The 19792-nt window shown below is 71.7% G+C and carries 17 protein-coding genes and 1 pseudogene; 4 read left to right on the plus strand and 14 right to left on the minus strand.

Translation table 11 applies throughout. The features are described from left to right. Nucleotides 1-155: 155 nt before the first annotated feature. The 11 genes from AB4030_RS20945 to AB4030_RS20995 form a co-directional block, all read right to left on the minus strand. Complete coding sequence (locus AB4030_RS20945; protein ID WP_442281134.1) at nt 156-1676, minus strand: peptidoglycan DD-metalloendopeptidase family protein; 1521 nt, start codon at nt 1674-1676, stop codon at nt 156-158. A 76-nt stretch (nt 1677-1752) separates the two neighbouring features. Next, nucleotides 1753-2658, minus strand: a complete 906-nt coding sequence (ftsX, locus tag AB4030_RS20950) for a permease-like cell division protein FtsX (protein WP_442281135.1) — start codon at nt 2656-2658, stop codon at nt 1753-1755. Between the two features lie 24 nt (nt 2659-2682). Further along, nucleotides 2683-3612 carry a cell division ATP-binding protein FtsE gene (ftsE, locus tag AB4030_RS20955; RefSeq protein ID WP_442281136.1) on the minus strand — a complete coding sequence of 310 codons (930 nt, stop codon included), beginning with the start codon at nt 3610-3612 and terminating at the stop codon, nt 2683-2685. Between the two features lie 178 nt (nt 3613-3790). After that, entirely contained in the window at nt 3791-4903 is a 1113-nt protein-coding gene (gene prfB / locus AB4030_RS20960) for a peptide chain release factor 2 (RefSeq protein WP_442281137.1), read from the minus strand. Nucleotides 4904-4992: 89 nt separating this feature from the next. After that, a complete protein-coding gene (locus AB4030_RS20965; RefSeq protein WP_442281138.1) occupies nt 4993-5523 on the minus strand; it encodes a pilus assembly protein TadG-related protein in 531 nt (176 codons plus the stop codon). Further along, nucleotides 5520-6074 (minus strand): pilus assembly protein, encoded by a 555-nt coding sequence (locus AB4030_RS20970; protein ID WP_442281139.1) that lies wholly within the window; start codon nt 6072-6074, stop codon nt 5520-5522. The genes AB4030_RS20965 and AB4030_RS20970 overlap by 4 nt, the downstream gene beginning before the upstream one ends. Then, on the minus strand, nt 6071-6445 hold the full coding sequence (locus AB4030_RS20975) for a TadE family protein (protein WP_442281140.1): 375 nt from the start codon (nt 6443-6445) through the stop codon (nt 6071-6073). Before AB4030_RS20975 ends, AB4030_RS20970 begins: the two co-directional genes overlap by 4 nt. Before the next feature lie 155 nt (nt 6446-6600). After that, complete coding sequence (locus tag AB4030_RS20980) at nt 6601-6816, minus strand: hypothetical protein (protein WP_442281141.1); 216 nt, start codon at nt 6814-6816, stop codon at nt 6601-6603. Between the two features lie 53 nt (nt 6817-6869). Next, nucleotides 6870-7847 carry a type II secretion system F family protein gene (locus AB4030_RS20985; RefSeq protein ID WP_442281142.1) on the minus strand — a complete coding sequence of 326 codons (978 nt, stop codon included), beginning with the start codon at nt 7845-7847 and terminating at the stop codon, nt 6870-6872. Next, on the minus strand, nt 7844-8713 hold the full coding sequence (locus AB4030_RS20990) for a type II secretion system F family protein (protein WP_442281143.1): 870 nt from the start codon (nt 8711-8713) through the stop codon (nt 7844-7846). The genes AB4030_RS20985 and AB4030_RS20990 overlap by 4 nt, the downstream gene beginning before the upstream one ends. Continuing rightward, nucleotides 8710-9948: a CpaF family protein gene (locus AB4030_RS20995; protein WP_442281144.1), complete on the minus strand. Its 1239-nt coding sequence runs from the start codon at nt 9946-9948 to the stop codon at nt 8710-8712. The genes AB4030_RS20990 and AB4030_RS20995 overlap by 4 nt, the downstream gene beginning before the upstream one ends. Before the next feature lie 340 nt (nt 9949-10288). Between AB4030_RS20995 and AB4030_RS21000 the strand changes: the two genes are divergently transcribed. Together AB4030_RS21000 and AB4030_RS21005 are read left to right on the plus strand one after the other, a co-directional pair. After that, the gene (locus AB4030_RS21000; protein WP_442281145.1) at nt 10289-14629 is read left to right on the plus strand and encodes an FtsK/SpoIIIE domain-containing protein; all 4341 of its coding nucleotides are present in this window, start codon (nt 10289-10291) and stop codon (nt 14627-14629) included. A gap of 106 nt (nt 14630-14735) precedes the next feature. Next, nucleotides 14736-15686, plus strand: a complete 951-nt coding sequence (locus AB4030_RS21005; RefSeq protein WP_442281146.1) for an acyl-CoA thioesterase — start codon at nt 14736-14738, stop codon at nt 15684-15686. Nucleotides 15687-15740: 54 nt separating this feature from the next. On the opposite strand, the gene AB4030_RS21010 is transcribed toward AB4030_RS21005, so the two are convergent. Further along, nucleotides 15741-16667 (minus strand): DNA-3-methyladenine glycosylase family protein, encoded by a 927-nt coding sequence (locus AB4030_RS21010; RefSeq protein ID WP_442281147.1) that lies wholly within the window; start codon nt 16665-16667, stop codon nt 15741-15743. A gap of 125 nt (nt 16668-16792) precedes the next feature. Here AB4030_RS21010 and AB4030_RS21015 point away from each other — a divergent pair, with 125 nt between their 5' ends. Further along, the gene (locus tag AB4030_RS21015; RefSeq protein WP_442281148.1) at nt 16793-17536 is read left to right on the plus strand and encodes a DUF3105 domain-containing protein; all 744 of its coding nucleotides are present in this window, start codon (nt 16793-16795) and stop codon (nt 17534-17536) included. A gap of 61 nt (nt 17537-17597) precedes the next feature. Further along, a complete protein-coding gene (locus AB4030_RS21020; RefSeq protein ID WP_442281149.1) occupies nt 17598-18032 on the plus strand; it encodes a nitroreductase family deazaflavin-dependent oxidoreductase in 435 nt (144 codons plus the stop codon). Nucleotides 18033-18059: 27 nt separating this feature from the next. Here AB4030_RS21020 and AB4030_RS21025 read toward each other — a convergent pair whose 3' ends face one another. Both AB4030_RS21025 and AB4030_RS21030 read right to left on the minus strand, forming a co-directional pair. Continuing rightward, entirely contained in the window at nt 18060-19028 is a 969-nt protein-coding gene (locus tag AB4030_RS21025; RefSeq protein WP_442281150.1) for a lysylphosphatidylglycerol synthase domain-containing protein, read from the minus strand. Nucleotides 19029-19061: 33 nt separating this feature from the next. After that, a pseudogene (locus tag AB4030_RS21030) lies at nt 19062-19792 on the minus strand (glycosyltransferase family 4 protein); the annotation flags it as partial.

The raw sequence follows: 19792 nt of genomic DNA on the forward strand, positions 1-19792 counted from the left end.
GACCGTCCTTCCGACTCGGGTCTGCCACCGACGCGCACGGGGCGTGCGCGGGTGCGTGGTCTGTCGCCGATGTTCGGCGGGGCTCAGCGCACCAACGCTACCCCGAGGAGCTCACCGGCTCCGAGCCGGTTTCCCTCAGGTGCTGTTCAAGCCGGTCAGAGCCATCCGCGCGGGTCGACGGGGGTGCCGTCCTCGTAGACGCCGAAGTGCAGGTGGCAGCCGGTCGAGTAGCCGGTCGTCCCGGAGTAGCCGATGAGCTGCCCGCGGTTCACGGCGCCGCCGAAGTCCACGATGCTCGTCAGGTGGTTGTAGGTCGTGACGAGGTCGACTCCGCGGTGGATCCCGTGGTCGATGACGACCTGGTTGCCCCAGCCGCTCGCCCGCCAGCCGGCGCGGATGATCTGGCCCGGCGCGGCGGCATACACCGGCGTGCCGCAGGGGATGCCCCAGTCGAGGCCGTCGTGCAGCATCCACTTCTGCAGGATCGGGTGCCACCGCATACCGAAACCGGACGTCGTCGGACCGTTGGCGGGGTAGGTCAGGAAGTTCGACGGCGTGGAGTCGGTCGGGACCGTGACGGGCGGCTGCGGCTTCGGGGTGTAGCTCGAGCCGTTCTGCGCGGCCGCGGCCGCCTTGGCCCTCTCCGCGGCGATCCTGGCCTGACGTTCACGCTCGAGCTTGGCCCTGAGCGCGGCGACGCGCTTCTGCTCGGCGATGCGCGCCTTGCGGGCCTGCTCGACGAGAACGGCCTGCAGCCGCGCCGACTCGGCCTGCGCGGCCGCCAGATCCGCAGCCTCGTTCTTCCGCTGGACCGCGAGGTCGGCGGCCTGGGCCGACTGCTTCGCCTTGAGCTGGTCGAGCTGCGTCTTGGCCGCGGCGGCGTTCTGCGTGGCGGTGATCGCGTTGTTCTTGGCGACGACTGCCTGATTCTTGGCCTGCGTGGCTGCGGCGGCAGCGGCCTCGGCGCCCCGGAGCGCGGCCTCGGCCTGGCGCTTCAGGTCGGCGATCTCGCCGCGCACGGACGTCAGGTAGGAGCGGGTGGAGGTGTTGTCGACCGTCATCGCCGCGAGCTTGTCGATCGTGTCGCTCGCGACGGCGCTGGCCGTGTCGGCCATGACGAGCCGGTTGGCGAAGTCCTGAGGGGACGTCGAGCCGAAGACCATCCCGAGCTGGGACTCCTGCTCCGAGCCCTGGAAGACCTCGGCGGCGTAGGAGTCGAGGGCGTCCTGGCTCGTGACGAGCTCGGTGGAGCTCTTGGCGAGCTGCTCGGTGGCGCGCTGCTGGTTGGCCTGGGCGACCGCGAGCCGCTGGGCCACGTCCTCGTTGTGGGCGCGGGCCTTGGCCTCGGCGTCGATCGCGCGGGCCTCGGTGGCCTCCGCCGCGACCTGCGCCGCCTGCGCCTGGGCCTGGGCCCCCTGGGCTGCGACGACGCGCTGCTGGGCCAGCGGGAGGGCTGCGTTGGTGCGCTCGAGGTTGACGAAGGCGCGCGCCAGCGAGGCGTTGGTGCCTTCGAGCTGCTGTCCGAGCGCGGCGATCTTCTGGTCGTTGCGCTTCTTCTGGTCCGAGACGGAGTCCGCACGCGCGACGAGGGCCGAGCCCACCGAGACGGAGCATGCGACGACGAGGCCCGCGGCCGTCAGCCTGGCCGCGGGACCGGTCTTCTCATAACGTCTCATGAGCCACATATGCCCAATTGGTACCACAGGTCACTCGCGTTGGCGAGAGTTCGTCATCGTTTCGCATGGCTGGACCTCACACCCGCAGGTAGCGGCGCAGCGTGACCCAGGACGTGAGGGTCGAGAGCCCGACGACGCCGACGATGACGAACGGGGCGACGTAGTAGACGTCCGCGACGCCGATGAACGCCGTGTCGGTGAGGGTCTGGCTGAGGAAGCCGACGACGCCGTAGCGCACCGTGGCCCACAGCATGCCCATCGCCAGCACCGCCCCGAGCACGCTGGCCAGGACGGTCTCCATGACGAACGGGAAACGGATGGTGAAGTTCGAGGCGCCGACCAGGCGCATGATCCCGGTCTCGCGGCGCCGGCTGAAGGCGGTCTGGCGGATCGTCGTCGAGATCAGCATCACGGCCGCCAGCACCATGAGCGACGACAGGGCGATCGCGGCCCACGAGACGGTATTCATGAAGGTGAAGAACTTCTCGAGGAGCTTCTTCTGGTCCTGGACGTCAGCCACACCCGGCATGCCCTTGATCGAGCTCGCAACGACGTCGAACTTGTTGGCGTCGTTGAGGTTCACCCGGTACGAGTCGGCGAAGTAGGACTCCCCCGCGCGGGCGAGGGGCGAGTTCTTGTAGGTCTGCTTGAACCGGTCGAAGGCCTGGTCACGCGACTCGTAGTAGACCTCCTTGACCGTCGGCTTGAGCGCCTCGAGCTCGGCCTTGATGGCCGTGCGCTGCGCGTCGGTCGTCGGCTCACCCGCACAGTTGGCGAAGCGGGTCTTCTCGGCACAGAGCAGGACCGTCACCTGGACGCGGTCGTACCAGTAGTCCTTCATGGTGTCGACCTGCCGCTGGCCCATGAGGCCGAGACCGAGGAGGTACATCGAGATCATCGTGACGATGACGACCGAGACGGCCATCGAGAGGTTGCGCCGGAGGCCGTTGCCGACCTCGCCGAGGAGGAACTGGAATCGCATGTCGTGTCTCGCTCCGTCTCGCGCTCAGCGGTCGCTCGTCTGGACGGCCTTGTGCCTGCGGAAGATCCCGCCCTTGGCGCGTGGCGCGTCCGCGTCCCGCCCGATGGGCGGCATCGTGTCCGGCTGCTCGACCGGGTCGCCGGCCTCGTCACCGTCCGCACCGCCGGCGTATGCCGCGGGGTCCCCGTCGTCGTGGCCGTCGGACACCTCTGGCTGGTCGGCGCGTCGCGGCGCCGCCGTCTCCTCGTCGAGCCGCACGCGCGGGATGGAGCCCGTCGTGTAGTCCCCCGCCTCCATGTCGCTGACCAACACCCCGCGGTCGAGCCGGATGACGCGCTTGCGCATGGCGTTGACCGTGACGGTGTCGTGGGTGGCCATGACGACCGTCGTGCCGGTGCGGTTGATGCGGTCGAGCAGCTGGACGATGCCGAGGCTGGTGTCGGGGTCGAGGTTGCCCGTGGGCTCGTCGGCGAGCAGGATCGGCGGTCGGTTGACGAAGGCCCGGGCGATCGCGACACGCTGCTGCTCGCCACCGGAGAGCTGGTGCGGAAGGCGCTTCTCCATCCCTGCCAGTCCGACGAGCTCGAGCGTCTCGGGCACGGTCTGGCGGATGCGGGCGCGGCTGCTGCCGAGGACCTGCAGGGCGTAGGCGACGTTCTGGAAGACCGTCTTGTTGGGCAGCAGGCGGAAGTCCTGGAACACGCAGCCGATCTCGCGGCGCAGGGCCGGCACCTTGCGCTCCGGCAGGCGGTCGAGGTCGCGACCGGCGATGAGGATGCGGCCGCGCGTGACGTCCTGCTCCTTCATGACGAGCTGCATCATCGTGGACTTGCCCGAACCGGACGTGCCGACGACAAAGGCGAACTCGCCCCGCGGGATCTCGAGGTTGACGTCGTCGAGCGCCGGACGCGTGGTCCGCGGATAGGTCTTCGTGACGTTCTCGAAGAGGATCATGGGTCGTGCCTCGACTCGTACTGGGCTGGTCATCAGCGGAACGGCGGCTGGGATGGGAGGGCACGTGCCGGCATACGTCGGCAGGCGTGCACGGAACCGCATACGAGGCTACGTGCAGCCGGGCGCAACCCCCGGGAAAGCAAGCCGCCCGGCGTGGCGGGGGCGGGGTGGGGCGGACTCAGTCCTGCTGGCGGTTCTGGCCGATCTGCCAGCGGATCCCCGCCTCGATGAAACCGTCGATGTCGCCGTCGAAGACCGCGCTCGGGTTGCCCGTCTCGTACTCGGTGCGGAGGTCCTTGACCATCTGGTACGGGTTGAGGACGTAGGAGCGCATCTGGTCACCCCAGCTCGCCTTGACGTCGCCCGCCATCTCCTTCTTCACGGCGGCCTCCTCGGCCTTGCGCTGCAGGAGCAGTCGCGACTGGAGGACGCGCAGGGCGGCAGCGCGGTTCTGGATCTGGCTCTTCTCGTTCTGCATCGACACGACGATGCCGGTCGGCAGGTGCGTCATGCGCACCGCCGAGTCGGTGGTGTTGACGCTCTGGCCACCGGGTCCGCTCGAGCGAAAGACGTCGATCTTCAGCTCGTTCTCGGGGATGTCGATGGAGTCGTCGCTCTCGATGAGCGGGATGACCTCGACGGCGGCGAAGCTCGTCTGGCGACGGCCCTGGTTGTCGAACGGGCTGATCCGGACGAGGCGGTGCGTGCCCGCCTCGACGGAGAGGTGGCCGAACGCGTAGGGGACGTTGACCTCGAAGGTGGCCGACTTGAGGCCCGCCTCCTCGGCGTAGGAGGTGTCCATGACCTTCGTCGGGTAGCCGTGGCGCTCGGCCCAGCGGAGGTACATGCGCATGAGCATCTCGGCGAAGTCTGCGGCGTCGACGCCACCTGCGCCCGAGCGGATCGTGACGACGGCCTCGCGCTCGTCGTACTCCCCCGACAGCAGGGTGCGGACCTCGAGCTCGCCGACGTCCTTCTTCAGCGTGGCGAGGTCGCGCTCGGCCTCCTCGAGGGTCGCCGCGTCGCTCTCCTCCTGGCCCATCTCGACGAGGGTCTCGAGGTCTTCGATGCGCGCGTCCATGCCGAGGACGCGGTCACGCTCGGAGTTGGCGCGGCTCAGGGCGCTCGTCACCTGCTGGGCGGCGTCGGGGTCGTCCCACAGGTCGGGGGCGGAGGCCTGCTGCTCGAGCTCGTCGATGGTGCGGGCGAGCTCGTCGAGGTTCGTGACCCCGCGCACCGAATCCATCGTCGCGCGCAGTTCCTTGATCTCTTGCGTGAAGTCAACAGCCACGATCGAACAGCCTACGGCAGCACCGAGGCGCGCCGCGCACATCGGGCAGCGGCCTCAGACCCGGGCCTGTCGGGAGGGATGGCTCGGGCTCAACCCAGAGGGGCTCGCGCGCGCGACGACACGGTGATGGTGACGCTGCCGCCGAGCGACTCGAGCACCCAGCCGCTCATCGGCAGGGTCGCCGTGCCGCGGATGGTGACGACGGCGGTCGCGCCGTCCGTCGTGCCGGTGTCGGGGACGACGGACCACGACGTGATTCCCGGCGGCATCGGCGTGCGAGCCAGGTGCGCACCGGCGGCCCCCGCCACCGACTCGTCCGTGAGGGCCAGGTGGTCGAGGACGCCGCCCTCGTAGGCGGCCCGCTCGTCGAGGGCGTCGGCGGCGTCGAGGGCGGCCGAGTCGGCGGCGTCGAGCAGCCGCATGCGGGCGAGCTGTGCGGCCGTGACGTCGATGGCGCCGAGGACCAGGATCGCCGCCAGCACGAACAGCCCGAGGGCGAGCACCCCGATCTGCCCCTGCTCGCGAGAGGTGGCGGAAAGGACCCGGCGGTCGAGCCGACCTCTGAGGGATCGGGCAGGGACACCTCGCCAGACGGCATACCGCCTCGTCTCGGCGCTCATCGCGCGACGAACCGGTCGACGGAGGCGACGTGGGTCGACGAGATCGTCACCGAGGCCGGCACGTGGGCTGCGATGAAGTCCGGCACGAGCGGCAGCTGGACCTCGATGCGCGCGGTCGACGTGACGGAACCGTCGGGACGCAGGCACGGCGTGCCGTCACACGACACCGAGACCTGGGCTTCGCTGTCGAACGAGAAGTCGGAGAAGGCGAGGGCAGCCGCGGCGCGGGCCCTGGCATACCCCTCGGAGTCCGAGGGCGCCGTGACGAACGCGCGCCCGGCCTCCCGACCCGCGAGCGAGGCGGAGAAGGACGCGGCCTGAAGGCGGGCCGCGGTGAGCACGAGGTAGGTCAACGGGATCAGGAGCAGGATGCCCAGGAAGATGAACTCGAGGATCGCCCGGCCCTCGTCACGTGCCCCACGGGACGGGTCGCCCGTGGGCGGGAGACGGTCCGCGAGCCCGCCCGCCTGCGCGGCTCGGACTCTGTGGGCGACGCGGGCGACGCGGGCGACGCGGGCGACGCGGGCGACGCGACCGTGGGGGTCGATCATGGGCCGGCTCCGGACACGACCTGCTCCTCGCTGAAGGCCCGCCCGGACACGCTGAGCGCGCCACCGGGACCGATCGGACCGATCACGGGCAGTGGCGCGGTGACACGTACCTCGACGACCCGCACTCCCGACGCCGTCACCGAGCGCACGGCACGGACGTCCTGGGCGAAAGACGCGCTCAGGGCCGAGGTGATGAGGGCTTCGGTGCGGCCCACCCCGTCGCCGGGCTGCGCGTCGGCCCGAGCTCCGTAGCGTGCACCCTCGGAGGCGGCCGAGATCAGGGTGTTGCGGACGTACAGCGCCAGGCCGAGCTGGAAGACCCCCATGGCGACGAACAGCAGCAGGGCAGCCACCATCACGAACTCGGCCACGGCAGAGCCGTGCTCGCGGACGCATCCAACGACCGGGCTCAGCGGCGCTCCGGACGTCCCGGCAGCCCGGCGTCGGTGTTCGCGGGACGCTGCCCCCTGCCGGACAATCTCGGGGAAGGGTCGGCAGCGCAGGCCTGCCGCGAGACTCTGCCCCCTCACGGGCCCTTGACGCTCGAGATGGCGTCGCTGAAGAGCTGGCCCAGCTGTGGACCGGCGATGGCCCACAGCGCGGTCACGAGCCCGGCGGTCATGATCGTGATGAGCACCCAGCCGGGGACGTCGCCGCGGTCCCGCGGACCGGCGATGCGGCGAGACACGGCCGCCGTGACGGACGCTCGGGCACGGGCGTGGGCTGTGATGATGTGAGTCATTCTCTTTCTCCCTGTGCGGTGGTGCGGTGGTTGGACATCCGGAGTGCCGGGTGTCAGAGCTTGAGGTGGAGGAAGCTGAGTCCCGGGTAGAGCGCGAAGAGCACGGTGACAGGCAGGGTCAGGAAGACGATCGGGATCATCATGTAGATCTCCTTCTTGCCGCCCTGCTCCATGAGCGTGCGTCGACCGTCCTCGCGGACGTCCTGCGCCTGGGCACGGAGCACCTCGGCGAGAGGGGTCCCCCGTTCCACGGCCACGACGATGCCGTCCACGAAGCGGGTCAGGCTCATGAGGCCGGTGCGATCGGCCAGTCCCTGCAGGGCCGCGGTCAGGTTGGCTCCGGCGCGAGCGTCTGCCAGGCACCGGCGCAGCTCGTCGGACAGCTCCCCGTGCGAGAGCCGACAGACGCGTTCGAGCGCGCCGACCGCACCCTCCCCCGCACTGACCGCGAGCGCGAGCAGCTCTGCCACCGTGGGGAACTCGGTCAGCATGCGCGCCTCACGCCGGGCCGCAGCCCGGCTGAGGAGGTAGTCGCGACCCGCGATGCCACCCAGGACGCCGACGACCACCATCGAGACGAGGACCGACACCGGGAACCGGTGTTGAGCCACCGCGACGACAGCGGTGAAGAGCAGTCCCACCAGGGCGCCGGCAGCGCCGGACATGACCTGCTCGGCGCGGAACCGCTCGACGTCCGCCGGCTGTCCTGCCCGCAGCTGTCGGCGCACCACCGACGGCGCACCGCCGAGCACGGACCCCACCCCGGCTCCGAGCCTGGCCACGTAGGGCGCGAGCAGCTCGCCGAAGCCGAACGGCCCGCGAGGTGGTGCCGGTTGTGAGAGCAGCGTGGAGGGACGGGGCGTGTCGCGAAGGTAGGGCTCGAGTCGGTCGTCGAGCGTGGGGCGACGGCTGCTCGGCAGGCCCGCGACGACGAGCGCGACGCCAGCGAGGAGAAGCAAGCCGGCTGTCGCCCCTACCCACGACCATCCTTGCCCCACAAGGTCGCCCACCCGGGCGGACAACCCGTTCACCGCAGGACCCGCTCTTCCTCGGGGAGACGACCGATCCAGATCATGGCGCGGTAGGCGACCAGACACAGGCCTGCACCCACTGCCAGGACGACCCAACCCGTCGGCGAGGAGTAGGCCGCGAGGGAGCTGCCGTTCAGCGCGAGCAGACCGAGAATGACCCAAGGGGCCCCCGCTGCCAGACGGGCGGCATTGACCGTCCAGCTCTGTCGGGTCTCGAGCTCGGACCGCGTGCGGGCGTCCTCGCGCAGGAAGGACGACAGCGTGCGCAGCAGCTTGCCGAGGTCGCTGCCGCCGACCTCGCGAGCGATCCGGAGGGACTCGACGATGCGGTCCCCCACGGGATCGCTGAGCCGGTCCTTGAGCCGGTCGAGGCAGTCCTGGAAGCGCCCGGTCGTCCGGTAGTCCTCCGCGAAGGCGGCAAAGGCCGGTCGCAGCTCTGCCGGACCGCGCACAGCGAGCTGTGAGAGTGCCTCGGGCAGCGCCAGACCAGCGCGCACCCCCGAGGTGATGTTGTCGACGACGTCGGGCCACAGGTCACGGAGCTTGTTTCTACGACTGCGGGCTCGCATCCGCACGAGGGAGATCGGGACGGCGCCTGCCATCAGGCTGAAGCACAGCGCGATGGGCACGACGCGTGTGAGGGCGAGGACCATGACGAAGGCGATGAGGAACAGCACGACGGAACCGGCGACGAGATTGGTCGGCGTCACTGACGAGTAGCCCGCCTGGGTCAGGTGGTCGCGTAGCTCGACCATGAAGCCGTCCTGCCGGGCCTGCTGCCGGCGGGCTTCCTGGGGCCAGAACGACCAGTAGATGAAGAAGACGCCGGCCGCGAGGAGGAGTCCGACGAACAGGGGCGAGATCATGAGTCCGCCTGAGCGAGAAGGGCAGTCACGTCGTAGCCGGCTCGCTCGAAGGCCTCACGGTGCGGCGGGAACCCGTCGGCGCGGCGAAGCACTCCCCCGCGCGTGACGAAGAGATCGGCGATCTCGATGACATCACCCTCGGCTCGACCCGGGACCGCGACCACCTCGCGGACACGGCGGACCCCGTCACGCTCAAGGGCGACGTGCACGACGATGTCGACGGCCGCGGCCACCGTGGGCACCACGAACCGGCTCGAGACGTTCTCCCCGGCCAGGAGCGGGAGTGTGCACATCTTGGTCACCGCCTCGCGGGCGCTGTTCGCGTGCACCGTGCACATGCCCGGAACGCCGCTGTTGAGGGCGATGAGCAGGTCCAGGCTCTCCTCCTGACGCACCTCTCCGACGATGATCCGTGACGGACGCATGCGCAACGCCTCCTTGACGAGCCGTCGCAGAGGGACCTCGCCGGTGCCCTCGAGGCTGGGCTGCCGGCACTGCATCGCGGCGACGTCGCGCTGCGGGATCTTCAACTCGAAGACCTCCTCGCACGTGACGATGCGTTCACGCGGCGGGATGGCTGCAGCGAGACAGTTGAGCAAGGTCGTCTTGCCGGCCTGCGTGCCGCCGGCGACAAGGACGTTGAGTCCGCTCGCGACGGCCGCCTCGAGGAACGTCGCCGCTTGCCGGGGCATCGTGCCCAGCCGAACCAGGTCGTCGAGGTGGTCGGCCTTGACGACGAACTTGCGGACGTTGACCTGCCAGTGGGACCGGCTGATGTCGGGGATCACGACGTGGAGCCGCGACCCGTCCGCCAGGGTCGCGTCCACGAAGGGGCTGCTGAGGTCGACGCGCCGGCCACTGCTCTTGAGCATGCGTTCGACGAGGTCGCGCACTTCGTCCGCCGTCAGGATCGTCGGGGTCAGCTCGGCGATCCCGCCCCGAGCGACGAAAACGCGCGAGGGTTCGTTGATCCAGATCTCCTCGACCGCGGGGTCGTCGAAGTACTGCTGGAGCGGGCCGTAGCCGGCCACGACCGCGAGGATCGAGTGAACTGCGAGTCGTTGGTCGCCGAGAGAAGGCAGGCCGCCGTGCAGCGAGCGCTCGTCGTAGTCCTGCACGGCGTCCTGCACCAGGCGCCGCACGGCCTTCGTGTCGCTCGCCGGGTCCAGACCCGAGCGGCGGATCAGCTCGCGGACCTCACCCTCGACATGGCGCACCGCTTCCTGAGTGGACATGCGTCTCCCCTGACCCCTGTGAGTTGCTTCGCCCGACATCCTGCCCGCTGGGCGGCGATCTTGGCTCGCTAAAGCTAGGCCGTCTGGGAATCACCGCGCTGTGGTCATCCACAGGCGCCTCGGTCGAGCGGCACCGCGCCGCGTCCCGCCCGCGTCCCGCCCGCGTCCCGCCCGCGTCCCGCCCGCGTCCCGCCCGCGTCCCGCCCGCGTCCCCCGGGGGAGCCGTGCACCGTAGCCGGTTTGCCGCTCCCCAGGGGCAAGCCGTCCACACCTGTGCACAGACCCTGCGCCGCTGAAGCCGTGGGCCGTCTCATGGGCACATCACGACAAGGAGACCCAGGTGCACCTGACCATGACCGTCATCGACACGCAGCGCGCGGCCGTCGCCCCCCGTCATGTACTCGTCGACGCAGAGTCGGGCACGCCCTTCGGTGCTGTCCGGTCACAGCTGGCGGACATCGCCGGCGTCCCCGGGTGCGGGTTCCGGGTCGAGCGGCGGCTGCTGGCCGACACGGACCTCCTCGGAGCTCCCCCGCTGCTGCGTGGCGTCCTCCTGACGGTGGCGCGCCCCGACGACTCGCCCGCGGCAGACCCGGATCGAGGGGCGGTGCAGCTGCGTGTGGTCGGCGGGGTCGGCGCCGGTCGCGTCATCCCCCTCGGCCGGGGACAGCACGTGGTCGGCCGCGCGGCGTCCGCGGACGTACGCCTCGACGACCTTGGGATCTCCCGCTCGCACGCCGTCGTGGTCGTCACCACTGAGGGCGTCACCGTGCGCGACCTCGAGCCGACGAACCGGTCCCGGCTCGACGGCGTGCAACTGTCGGAGGAGGGCACGCGGCTCGAGCCCGGCCGGCGCCTCACGGTCGGGTCGACGACGATCGTCCTGGGACATCCGGACGTCCGAGGCGGCCACCACGAGGTCATCGACGGCGAGGTCCACATCCACCGGCAGCCGCGCTTCCGTGACGGCGGCACTCCGCTGGAGGTGACCTTCCCCGACACCCCGAGACGCCCGGACCACCACCGGATGCCCCTGCTCGGGTCGCTCGCGCCGCTGGTGGTGTCGGCCGGACTCGCCGTAGCCCTCTCCTCGCCGGCGCTCCTCCTCTTCGCGCTGCTGTCACCCGTGATGCTCCTCGGACAGTGGTGGAGCGACCGGCGTGCGGGCCGGAAGTCGTACCGCCGACTGGTGCGTGAGCATGCCGCCCAGCTGGAGCAGGCACGGGCCGACCTCGCCCGGGCCACCGTCGCGGATGCCGCGACTCGACACGCGCGGCATCCGGACCTGGGCCTGCTCGAAGCCGTCGTGCGCAGGCGTGGCACCCGGCTGTGGGAGCGACGGCCGGACGATGACGACCACCTCGTCCTCCGGGTCGGCACCGCGGCGCAGCCTGCGGCGGTCGCGGTCGGCGGAGTTGTCCCTGAAGGGCTCCCGTCCATCGACGGGCTACCTGCGGTGGTGGACCTCGCCACGTCGGGCGTCGTCGGGATCGCGGGCCGTCGCGACCACACGCTGTCGCTCGTGGGCGCCCTCATGGTCCAGGCTGCGACCTGGCACACGCCCCGCCGGCTGGGACTCCAGGTGCTGGCTGACACCGCACGCCACCTCGTCGACTGGGAGTGGGCCGTTCACCTGCCGCACCTGCGTGACGACGATGGGGCGGGTGCCCGCGTGGCCGGTGGCGCCGCGGACGTTCTGCGACACGTCACTGCTCTGCGGGCGCTCGTCGACGGCCGCCTCGCTGCACGTGGCGGCGAGGCGAGGATCTCGGGCCGCGCGTTCCCGGACCTCCTCGTCGTCCTGGACGGGGCCAGCGTCATGCGGGCTCTACCCGGCATGGCAGAGCTGCTCCGGGACGGCCCACCGGCGGGACTCGGCTTCCTCTGCATCGACCGCGACATCACCTCGCTGCCCGCCGAGACGCGGGTGTCCCTGGACATCGCCCACACAGGAGAGGAGGCGATCTTGCGCGAGGACGGTCGGACGCTCTCCGGGATCGTGCCCGACCTGCCTTCGCGGGGCTGGCTCGAGGGGGTGAGCCGCGCGATGGCCCCCTTCGTCGACGCGACCCCCGAGTCCGGGCACGCGGCGCTGCCGCGGGCGGTGTCCTTCATCGCCCTGCACCGCGGAACCGGCCTCGACCCGGGCACGGCCGACGGGCTCGTGGAGTCGTGGACGCGGAGCACCGGGCGTCCGGTCGCGCTGCTGGGACGCACGTCCGACGGGCGCCTCACGGTCGACCTGAGCGTTGACGGGCCGCACGTGCTCGTGGGTGGCACCACGGGCTCCGGCAAGTCCGAGCTGCTCCAGGCCCTGGTGACCGGCCTCGCCGTGACCAACCGGCCCGATGAGCTCGGCTTCGTGCTCGTCGACTACAAGGGCGGTTCGGCCTTCAGCGAGTGCGCCCGGCTGCCGCACACGGTCGGTCTCGTCACCGACCTCGACGCCCATCTCACCGCCCGCGCGCTCACGTCGCTCGACGCCGAGATGAGACGCCGCGAGCGGCTCCTCGCCAAGGCGTCGGCACGAGACCTCGAGGACTACCGCCGCGCTGCCTCCGTATGCCGTGAGCTGCCGGTCCTGCCACGGCTCGTCATCGTCGTGGACGAGTTCAAGGCTCTCGCCGATGAGTTCCCCGACTTCATCAACGGACTCGTTCGTGTGGCTGCCCTCGGCCGGTCCCTGGGACTCCATCTCGTCCTCGCGACGCAACGCCCTGCGGGCATCGTGTCGGCGGACATGCGCGCCAACGTGGCGTGCCGCATCGCCTTGAGGGTCCGCGACCGCGCCGACAGCGAGGATGTCATCGATGCCGCTGACGCAGCGTCGTTGGACCCGCGGGCGCCCGGGCGAGCCTGCCTGCGCGTCGGTGACCGGACGCTGACGACGGTGCAGACCGCCTACCTCGGTCGCCCGCTCCCGGATGCCCCCAGGGCTGGTCGCCCGATCCGCGTCATGGTCCGGGACCTGGTGTCGCCCGCCCCTCGGCGAGACGTCGAGCCGCCGACGGACGCCTCGGACCGCCCGACGGAGCTGCACACCGTGGTCGCGGCCGCGAACGCCGCCGCTCGCCGCCTCGGGATCGACGCGTCGACGCCGCCCTGGCTGGCTCCGCTCCCAGCGGCTGTGACCGCACTCGATCTGGGCGCGGTCACGACCGGGGCCGAGACCGCGGCGAGGGCCGTAGGGGTACCGCTGGGCCTGGTCGACGTGCCCGCGGAACAGCGGCGCGAGACCTTCTGCTGGCGCCACGAGGAGCGCGGGCACCTCGGCATCGCCGGGGGTCCCCGCTCAGGTCGATCCACGGCACTGGTGACCCTGGCGGTCGGACTGGCCGAGACCGCAGTGGCGCGCGACGTGCACGTCCACGTGCTCCAGGGCGCCCCGGGACCCTGCGCGGCGCTCGCACAGCTCCCCCACGTCGGCACGGTGACCGACTCCGGGAACCCGGCGCTGAGCCGGCGGCTGGTGCTGCGCCTGCTCCGCCTGGTCGACGGAGACGAGGTGGGACCGGCACACACCGTCGTGCTCGTGGACGGCTGGGAGTCCCTCGAGGAGTCCCTGGCGGGCATCGATCACGGCGCACCTGTCGACGACCTCCACCGGCTCCTTCGGGACGGGCCCGCAGCGGGCGTCAGGTTCGCCGTCACCGGTGGACGGGCGATCCTGTCCGGACGGCTGCCCGGGTTGCTGGAACGACGACTGGTGCTGCACATGCCGGACCCCCTGGACCTCACGCTGGCCGGCGTCGCGCCGTCGGTCGCCGCCTCACCCCGTCCCCCGGGACGGGCGATCGACCTGCAGACCGGCCACGAGCTGCAGCTGGCCCTCCCGGGCGGTGGTGACCCGCTCGAGCCGGCCGCCCAGTGCGTGGCTCGCGCGCTGGCTCGCGCCGTACCCTCGAGCCGCTCGACCACGAGCGGACGCGGCTCGTCGACCCTCGCGCCGAATCGACCGCCGTGGCGGATCACGGCGCTGCCAGAGCGGGTCACGGTCGACACCATGCCCGCCGGCGAAGGCCTGTGGCTCGGGCTCGCGGGCGACGACGCGGCCCCGACGAAGCTGCCGCTCGGACCCGGGCGCCGTCGACTCGTCGTGGCCGGACCGAACCGGTCCGGCCGATCGTCCAGCCTCGCGACCATCGGAGCGGGCTTGCTGGAGCAGGGGCGACACCTCGCCGTCGTCTCGCCCCGGCGATCGGCCCTGTCCGCCTGGGCGAGCGCGGCCGGGTGCCAGCAGCTGACGCAGCACGACGCCGACGACCTCATCGCGGTTCGACGGTCCGACCCGGACCTGTGCCTCCTCGTCGACGACGTGGAGCTCGTGGACGGCAGCCCTGTCGAGGCACCGCTCGTCGAGGTCGCGCGGCTCGTCGACGACACGGACGGGGTTCTCGTGGTCGCCAGCGAGCTCGCACGAGCCAACACCGCTTTTCGAGGTCTCGTGCCCGAGGTTGCCCGAGACGGCTTCGGCATCCTCCTCGGTGCGTCGGTGCCTGCAGACGGCGACGTCCTGGGCGTCCGCGTCGACCCCGAGCGGATCCGCCGCCCCGGCCGCGGACACCTCGTGGTCGACGGCTGCGCGACGGCGATCCAGGTCGCACAGCTCGACCCGACGACGGCGTTGACCTCGCCCCCACCGATGCCGTACAGGGACGATGGGCGGCGCCCGGCCTGTTGACCCGGTCGCCGCCCTCGCCCGACCGCCTCCCGCGGGTCGGACCCGCGCGCCACGATGCCGCCAGGTCTGCCACGCTCGTGGCCGAAACCCCTATCCAGGAGGACCCATGCCCCGCGGCGCCCGAGAGATCACCCTGCGCTTCCTCGCTGCGCCGACCGACGCCGGCTACTCCGGCACCGTGGGTGGAGGACGGGTCCTCGAGTGGATCGACAAGGCGGGCTACGCCGCGGCAGCGGGATGGAGCGGGACCTACAGCGTCACGGCCTACGTCGGCAACGTGCGCTTCACGCGCCCCGTCCAGGTCGGCGACCTCGTCGAAGCCACCGCCCGGGTCATCCACACGGGCACGACGAGCATGCACATCCTCGTCACCGTCTCGGCGGGCAACCCCAAGGACGGCGACCTGCGCCCGACGACCGACTGCATCATGGTCTTCGTCGCCGTCGACGAGCACGGCAAGCCCACCCCGGTCCCCCAGCTCGTCCCCGAGGACGAGCGCGACCGCGAGTGGCAGGAGAGCGCCGTCACGCGCATCGCGCTGCGGGGCGAGATCGCTGCTGCCATGGAGGCCCAGACCTACAGCGACGCAGGCACCGCGCCACGGGTCGTGCTGCGCTTCCTCGCAGCGCCCGCCGACGTCAACTGGGGCGGCAAGGTGCACGGCGGCATCGTCATGCGCTGGATCGACGAAGCCGCGCACGTGCTCGCCACGCGGTGGACCGGGTCGGCCTCCAACGTCGCCGTCTACGCCGGTGGAGTGCGCTTCTACCGGCCGCTGCGGATCGGGCACCTCGTCGAGGTCGAGGCCCGGCTGCTCCTCACCGGCACGTCGAGCATGCACATCAGCGTCCACGTGCGATCGGGTGACCCGGCCACGGACGAGCTCGACCTCACCACCCACTCCCTCATCGTGTTCGTGCCCCTCGACACCGACGGCACCGCCGTCGCCGCCAGGCCCTGGACGCCGGTCAGCGACGAGGACGTCGCCCTGCGCGACCACGCACTCCAGCTCGTCGCGATGCGCAACCAGGTCGACGCCGAGCGCCACATCCCCTGACTCGGCCGAGTTGCCACGACGTCGGCCGGCCGGCGGTGACCGAGTCCGTGCGGGTCAGCGGGTGCGCGTCGGCAGGTGCGTCCGTGGCGCCATCCTCGGTCCGCGCCGCGGTCGGTGATGACCCGCGAGACCGAGCAGGTGCTGCACGCGGTAGCGGTGGCCACGGTAGGGCTCGAGCAGCTCCGCAAGCCCGTCGTCGTCGACCGGGGTGCCGGTCAGGGCCCAGCCGATGTCCTTGGCCACGTGGTAGTCGCCGAACGAGACGGAGTCCGGGTCGCCGAGCGCGCGCKGGGCGACCTCCGCCGCGGTCCACACCCCGACGCCGGGAAGGGCGCGCAGTCGACGGTGCGCCTCGGCGACCGACACGGACGCACCCTCCTCGAGCCGGCCGGCATACCCCGCGGCTCGCACGACGGTCCGCGAGCGCGCGCCGTCGACCGACGCCTGCAACCACGCCCAGGACGGGACCGCCGCCCAGCCGGCCGCCGTCGGCGGGGCCATGAGCCCCGGGAACGGCCCCGGTGCCGGCGCCCCGAAACGGCGGACGAGCACCCGGTAGCCGGCGAACGCCTCCTGGCCCGTCACCTTCTGCTCGATGACGGCGGGGGCGAGCGCGTCGAGCACGAGGCCCGAACGCGGCACCCGCCAGTGGGAGAAGCGACGCCACGCCTCGGCGACGACGTCGTGGTGGGGCTGGAACCCCGAGGGGTCGTCCTCGTCGCCGAGCAGCGTCGGCACCGACTCGAGCAGCCACGAGGCACCCGGCCCCCATGCCTGGGCGTGCACCTCCGAGTCGCCGGGACGGCACACGAGATGCAGCGTGCCGACGCCCTCTGGCGTCTGGACCGCCCGTGTTGCCGTGCCGTCCCGTCCGAACCGTGACGTCGGGTCGCCCGAGCCCCGGCGGAAGATCCCGAGCTGGGCGCGGAGCGCGATCTCGCGGCCGCTGCGCCAGCGACGGGTCGACGATTCAGGCACCACACCATCCTCGCCTACACTCGGCACGGTTGTTGAACGGGCGACATCCGGACCGGACGGCGACCAGCTCACACCAGCCCCCACGGGGTCCCCCGGCGCTGCCGACGGACCGACAGGAACGAGGAACGATGGCCCGCGAGACGAGCCGGGACCGCCGCGAGCGCGTCGCCGAGATGCAGGCGGCCCAGAAGAGGGCCGAACGCCGTCGGCTCTTCGTCGTCATCGGTGCCTGCGTCGCCGTCGTCGCCATCATCGCCGCCGCCGTCGCCTGGGCGATCATCGGTGAGCAGAACAAGAAGAACGAGGCCCTGGCCAACATCAACGGTGACATCGCCGCTGCCTCGTGCGACGCCGTGACGAACGACCCCGCCAGCGGGTCGAGCGACCACGTCGGGCCCGGCACCAACCAGGCGGGCGTCACCAAGATCCAGTACTCCACGGTCCCGCCCTCGAGCGGCAAGCACTTCGTGGTCCCCGCCGTCGACTCGCGCCGCGTCTACACCGTCGCCGACGCGCCTCGCATCGAGACCCTCGTGCACAACCTCGAGCACGGCTACACCATCCTCTGGTACGACCGCTCCGTCGAGAAGGAGCAGGCCGGCGCGTTCCAGGCGCTCGCGACGAAGGTCAACGCCATGAAGGAGTCTGCCAACAAGTTCCTCATCAGCCCGTGGGACCCCTCCTACGGCGCCTTCCCCGCCGGCAAGAAGTACGCCCTGTCGCACTGGTCGGCCGACGTCGACCAGGCCACCGGCAAGGTCGGGACCCAGATGGGCCACCGCCAGCTCTGCGGCGGCCTCAACACCACGGTCGTCGAGGACTTCGTCAAGAACCACCCGTGGAGCTCGGCACCCGAGCCCGGCGCCGCCTGAGCCCGCCTGGGCGCCCCCCTCCCGCTGGGGCTTTCGCGCCCTGCCGGGTTAGCCTGCCCGCATGGCTATCACCGGCGAGTACGTCCCCAGCCCCAGCGACTGGGTGCGCAAGCAGGTCGAGACGATCGAGCGCACCGGCACGACCGACTCCGTCGACATCATGGGCCTGCCCGTGGTCATGCTGACGATGCGTGGCGCCAAGACGGGCGCCATCCGCAAGGTCCCCCTGATGCGGGTCGAGCACGACGGGGCCTTCGCCGCGGTCGCGAGCCAGGGCGGAGCCCCGGCTCACCCGAACTGGTACCACAACCTGCTCGCTCACCCCGACATCGAGCTCCAGGCGGGCACCGAGACGTTCCCCGTCCACGCCCGTGAGCTCGAGGGCGAGGAGCGCGAGCAGTGGTGGGAGCGGTGCGTCAGCGCCTTCCCCTCCTACGCGGGCTACCAGACGAAGACCGACCGGCTCATCCCCGTCTTCGTCCTCGAGCGTCGGTAGCGCGGGTCCCCACCGGGCGCGGAGGGGTCAGACGCTGATGCCGCGCTCGCGCTCGTCGGCGGCGTGGTGCTCGGTGACGAGGTGGTGCGCGCGGGCGTAGAGCCAGCCCCCCAGCGCCGCCACGACGTCGACGATGGTGACGATGAAGCGCGACATGATCGCGACCGCGGCTGCCGCCGCCGGTGTCGGCATCGCCGTCGCAAGGATGATCGTCAGCAGCCCCTCTCGCGCGCCGAGCCCCGCCGGCAGGACGACCGTGAGCATGCCGAGGGAGACCGACAGCGCATAGCCCGTCATGGCTGCGGTCGTGAGGTCGGGGTGGGCGCCGTCGCCGGCCACCGCGCGGGCGAGCAGCAGCGTGTGCACCCCGAAGGCGACCCACACGGAGATGAAGATCACGACCGCTCGCAGGACCGCACCGGCAGACAGGCTGTGCTCGAGCGGCTCGCGCTTCAGCAGGCGCAGCGTCCGGTCGATGATGGCGTTGAGCAGCTGCGGGACGCACAGCACGACGAGGATCGGGATGCCGAGCAGCAGCCACCAGTCGAAGCCGGACGAGTCGCTGCGCAGGAGGAAGGACGCCGCCGGCAGCCCCACGAGCAGGCCGGTCAGCAGGGACAGGCCGAGCGCGAGCAGCCCGGTCACCGCGGTGCGCCGGCGCGGCACCTTGAGGTGGCTCGCGATGTCGGCCTGCACGAGCACCGACCACAGCGATCCGGGGAGGTACTTGCCCAGCTGCCCGACGAAGTAGACGCCGGACGCGGGCGCCAGGTGCAGGTCGGAGCCGAGATCGCGCAGCAGCGTCTTCCACCCGATCATCGTCAGCCAGGTGCCGACGGCGGCGGCCAGCGTCGACCAGAGGAACGTCGACCACGAGATCTGGTCGAGGTGGACCGAGACCTCGGCCCAGTTGTGGACAATCGCATAGACGACGGCAGCGAGCGTGATGAGCGCGATGGCCACGCGAAGGACGGTGAGGATCTTTTTGCGCGTCATGTCCGCACCATCATCGCAGGGGCACGGGGCTGCTCAGCGCCGCCGCAGGGTCAGCCGGACGAGGCCGTATGCCGCGTCGTCGGCGCGCGCACGTGACGCCGCATCCCGCATCCGCGCGTTGACGTCCCCGTCGAGGTCCCCCACGAGCACGAAACCGAGGTCGTGGGCCCGCGCGAGGATGCCGCGCACGTCTGCCGGGCCGACCGCGCCCTCGGCCGCGCGCGGCCCGATCGGGATCGTGACGACGAGCAGTCCGCCGGAGCGGAGCGCCCACGACGCCTGCTCGAGCACGTGGTCGACGTCGTCGGCGTCGCAGCCGGTGGGGTGGATCCGCACGATGACGTCGAGGGAGCCGGTGTCGACGTCGAGCGCCGCCACGCTCGGGTGGGAGCCGGTGAAGTCGATCTCCACGGGCGCGAAACCGACGGCCCTGGCCCACCGTGACAGCAGGGACCGCGTGCCGCCCTCGTCGACGATGACCGCACTGCGCCGGCCGTCGTCGCGCACGCGCAGGATCGCCGCCAGCGCCCCGAGAGCGGCCCAGGCCGAGACGCTGTCGAGCGACCGTGGCAGGCCGAGGATGCGCGAGAGCCGACGGGCGTCGTCGGCCTCGTCCGGCTCGCCGAGCACGTCGGTGGCGAGCACCCACTCGGGCAGGTCGTCGGGGCGCAGGGAGACGAGCGGACGGCGAGCGGCGACGGCCCGCGTGGCCGTGCGCCGGGCCCGGCCGGCGACGCGGCGGGCCGCGCCCGAGACGAGACGTC

It is taken from the genome of Terrabacter sp. 2YAF2 (assembly GCF_052114705.1).
Taxonomy (GTDB): domain Bacteria; phylum Actinomycetota; class Actinomycetes; order Actinomycetales; family Dermatophilaceae; genus Terrabacter.

What these genes read in the sequence shown, in the direction of transcription:
- AB4030_RS20990 (WP_442281143.1), bottom strand. Translation starts at nt 8,713, where the DNA reads ATGATCTCGCCCCTGTTCGTCGGACTCCTCCTCGCGGCCGGCGTCTTC.
- AB4030_RS21025 (WP_442281150.1), bottom strand. Translation starts at nt 19,028, where the DNA reads ATGACGCGCAAAAAGATCCTCACCGTCCTTCGCGTGGCCATCGCGCTC.
- AB4030_RS20965 (WP_442281138.1), bottom strand. Translation starts at nt 5,523, where the DNA reads ATGAGCGCCGAGACGAGGCGGTATGCCGTCTGGCGAGGTGTCCCTGCC.
- ftsX (WP_442281135.1), bottom strand. Translation starts at nt 2,658, where the DNA reads ATGCGATTCCAGTTCCTCCTCGGCGAGGTCGGCAACGGCCTCCGGCGC.
- ftsE (WP_442281136.1), bottom strand. Translation starts at nt 3,612, where the DNA reads ATGATCCTCTTCGAGAACGTCACGAAGACCTATCCGCGGACCACGCGT.
- AB4030_RS20980 (WP_442281141.1), bottom strand. Translation starts at nt 6,816, where the DNA reads ATGACTCACATCATCACAGCCCACGCCCGTGCCCGAGCGTCCGTCACG.
- AB4030_RS20970 (WP_442281139.1), bottom strand. Translation starts at nt 6,074, where the DNA reads ATGATCGACCCCCACGGTCGCGTCGCCCGCGTCGCCCGCGTCGCCCGC.
- AB4030_RS20945 (WP_442281134.1), bottom strand. Translation starts at nt 1,676, where the DNA reads ATGAGACGTTATGAGAAGACCGGTCCCGCGGCCAGGCTGACGGCCGCG.
- AB4030_RS20995 (WP_442281144.1), bottom strand. Translation starts at nt 9,948, where the DNA reads ATGTCCACTCAGGAAGCGGTGCGCCATGTCGAGGGTGAGGTCCGCGAG.
- AB4030_RS21015 (WP_442281148.1), top strand. Translation starts at nt 16,793, where the DNA reads ATGGCCCGCGAGACGAGCCGGGACCGCCGCGAGCGCGTCGCCGAGATG.
- AB4030_RS21020 (WP_442281149.1), top strand. Translation starts at nt 17,598, where the DNA reads ATGGCTATCACCGGCGAGTACGTCCCCAGCCCCAGCGACTGGGTGCGC.
- AB4030_RS21005 (WP_442281146.1), top strand. Translation starts at nt 14,736, where the DNA reads ATGCCCCGCGGCGCCCGAGAGATCACCCTGCGCTTCCTCGCTGCGCCG.